We start from the raw sequence: 2,334 nt of genomic DNA on the forward strand, positions 1-2,334 counted from the left end.
CCCTGGACACCAGAAATGGAAAGGCCCCGCGAGTGTTGGACGCACTCCGAGGCCGTGACCGGTTGGATATCCCATTAACGTTGCGAGTCAAAGGAAACCGGCATGCACAGCATACCAAATCGCCTGGGCTCTCGCACCTTTCCGGTGTGAGGGCATGACGGCAAAAACTTTCAAGTCACCCCCCCCTGGAACCCTGTCGGCTGGCCGCGCACGCGCGCGCAAGGATGAGCACGCGGGAGCGGCCGACCTGGTCGCCCTTGGTAGTAATGCGAAATATTCTGCCGCTCACCCAGATGTGGACCCGGAAACCGGCGAAATCCTAGGCGTAGCAAGGGATGCGGCGGGATCTAGGTTCGAGCGCTTTGCCCTCCAGGCGGCGGCTCGGCGCCTCCTCCCGGAGTCCAGGACGGCCAAGTGCCTGCGCCTGCGGGCGAAGGGTCGGGAGATCCAGGTCCTGAAGTCCAGGGAGCACAAGAGCTGCAGCTACAAGGGTCTGCAGACCTGCGGGTCGGTCTGGGGCTGCCCGGTCTGTGCGGCCAAGATCAGCGAGCGCCGGCGGGTCGAGCTGCAGGCGGCTATCGCTTTGCACCAGGCGCAGGGCGGCCACGTGTTGCTTGCTACCTACACCACCCCCCACTACCTGGGTGATGACCTGGCGTTAGTCCTGGCGGGTCAGGCCAAGGCGCTGAACTACCTCAACACGGACCGGGCATCGCGGAAGGTCTTCGATGATATGGCCTGCATCGGCCAGGTGCGGGCGCTCGAGGTCACGCACGGGCGTAAGCGTGCGATCAACAACGGTTGGCACCCGCACTATCACGTCCTGCTCTTCGTGGCCTCTGGGCTCGATCTGGCGGCCCTCCAGGTGCGTTTGTTTGACCGGTGGGTGTCTGCTTGCCTGAAGGCCGGTTTGAAGGCTCCTAGCGCCGCTCATGGCGTTCGCCTGGACGATGGCAGTAAGGCAGCAGCCTATGCCTCCAAGTGGGGTCTCGAATCGGAAATGACGAAGGGCCACATCAAGAAAGCGCGGGATGGTGAGACGCCTTTCGACTTCCTGCGGGCCTACCTGGCCGATGGTGACAAACAGGCCGGGGCACTCTTTGCGGAGTTCGCCAAGGTCTTCAAAGGCAAGCGCCAATTGCACTGGTCAGCGGGCCTCAAAAAACGGTTCGCGATCGGGGAGATGACGGATGAAGAGCTGGCCAACAAACAAGACGATCAGGCTGTGCTCCTGGGCTCGATTTCTCTGGAACAGTGGCGGGCAATACTTCGGCACGAAGGGCGCGCAATTGTTCTGGAGCTTGCGGAAAAACAGGGGTGGGAAGTTGCTACGGGGTATATCGAATCAATCTCTCTGAGGGGCCATGATGACGAAACATGCGGTGTGGTGTCAGTTGGAAATCGAGACGAAGAAAATCGTCAAGCTGTACGGCAATGTGCCGGTCTGGGGCGTGACGAAATTGGGCAAAGAGGTGAAGCTCCTGAAGCCCTTTATGCACAGACTGCCAAAGCTTTGCAGGACGTGGCCAGCGGGCACGATTGGGACGCTGTACGCGATCCAGACTTCCGAGGGTGGCGCGGTCGCAGATGTCTTGCTGCCGCAGGACGGGCGACAGGTTCACTACGAGATTCCGTTTGATGACCTGGTGCCGGTGGACTGGCCGAAACAGTAGGAGATGACAGATGGAAACAGTAACTGTTCAGCTCGAGCTGGTAGATGCTCAAGCGATGGCGTTGGCGCAGTTCGTCAAGCGCGTGACCTGGTCGGATTTCCGGGCCTGCGCGGTGGATGATGAGGAGGCGTACATGATCCGGGCCGCGGTCGACCAGGTGGCGCGGGCGCTGGCCGATAAGGGCTATGCACCACGGTAAATGGTTGCGGGGTATGGGGGCGCTTTAGCCCCCATGCAAGCCTAGGATGGGCGATCACCAGGGGCGGGGCTTTGCGGCTACCGCCCTTTTCTCTTTGTCGGCCTCCCTCGCGCTCTGCAAGCCGCCTTTTTTGGGCCTTAGTTGACCTCATGGCTGTTATGTCAACGAGCCTTTGAATTGCCGTAACAAGTAACGCGAAATACAACTTTCTTGCGCAGGAGTGTCATATCCGGCATAGTTTGCGCAGGTCAGATGTTTTGTTTCTGGTTCGGTCGCTGGTGCGTGAGTGTGTGTGGATGCCTGACTCGCGCGCCCCTGGACACCAGAAATGGAAAGGCCCCGCGAGTGTTGGACGCACTCCGAGGCCGTGACCGGTTGGATATCCCATTAACGTTGCGAGTCAAAGGAAACCGGCATGCACAGCATACCAAATCGCCTGGGCTCTCGCACCTTTCCGGTGTG

2 protein-coding genes are annotated in these 2,334 nt (G+C 60.3%); both read left to right on the forward strand.

Annotated elements, in window-relative coordinates:
- Nucleotides 1–154 precede the first annotated feature (154 nt).
- A complete protein-coding gene (locus AC1DKD_RS40715; protein ID WP_476760463.1) occupies nt 155–1,639 on the forward strand; it encodes a protein rep in 1,485 nt (494 codons plus the stop codon).
- A 44-nt stretch (nt 1,640–1,683) separates the two neighbouring features.
- Nucleotides 1,684–1,872 carry a DUF7706 family protein gene (locus tag AC1DKD_RS40720; RefSeq protein WP_476760464.1) on the forward strand — a complete coding sequence of 63 codons (189 nt, stop codon included), beginning with the start codon at nt 1,684–1,686 and terminating at the stop codon, nt 1,870–1,872.
- The last annotated feature ends 462 nt before the right edge of the window (nt 1,873–2,334 follow it).

The sequence above is a fragment of the Cupriavidus sp. 05T313 genome (assembly GCF_056396665.1).

What these genes read in the sequence shown, in the direction of transcription:
- AC1DKD_RS40715 (WP_476760463.1), top strand. Translation starts at nt 155, where the DNA reads ATGACGGCAAAAACTTTCAAGTCACCCCCCCCTGGAACCCTGTCGGCT.
- AC1DKD_RS40720 (WP_476760464.1), top strand. Translation starts at nt 1,684, where the DNA reads ATGGAAACAGTAACTGTTCAGCTCGAGCTGGTAGATGCTCAAGCGATG.